General features: G+C 42.4%; 1 protein-coding gene. It reads left to right on the top strand.

The genetic code is table 11. From position 1 onward, the window contains the following. A partial coding sequence (locus R7044_RS26910; protein WP_225456192.1) for a class I SAM-dependent methyltransferase occupies nucleotides 1–398 on the top strand: 398 nt, incomplete at its 5' end. Between the last annotated feature and the right edge of the window lie 180 nt (nucleotides 399–578).

Below are 578 nucleotides of genomic sequence, written 5' to 3'. Positions count from 1 at the left end.
CGCGCTATGTCGGCATTGATCAGCAGAAGCAGTTCATCACAAAGGCCAGAAAGAGAGCCTTTAAAACGCCTGTTAATTTCATTTGTGGCGACTTTTCTAAGCTTGTTCTTCCTCAAAGTGATTATGTGTTTGCGTCAGGTTCATTAAACTACAAATCGAGCAATGCCAATCATACGATTGAAATGATTGAGAAGATGTATCGAGCGGCTCGAATAGGCTGTGTGTTTAACTTACTCGATGAAGAAAAGCTGCCGAGCATGAGAATGCTAGAATCGCATAACAAAGTGGGGGTGTTGCGCTATTGTCGATGGCTATGCCCAGATGCACAATTAATCGAGGGTTACTCCGACCACGACTTCACGATTGTCATGATCAAAAAAGCGGAGCCAGTTTCCTAACTCCGCTTCATAAACTTTTAAGCCTTATTGGTGTTTGTACTGTGAGATCTTACAGTCACCAGTTTGTCTATCAACCTTAAATGAGAACGCGGCTGAATGGTATTCCCTTCCATCACTCCAAATTGTTTCTCCGAAGATTTTACATAGGTCCAAATCGCTAATTGAACCGAACTCTTTTAC

This window comes from Vibrio sp. 1402 (assembly GCF_033340275.1).
The sequence above is the reverse complement of the archived record's forward strand: the minus strand, read 5'-3'. Positions and strand labels throughout refer to the sequence as shown.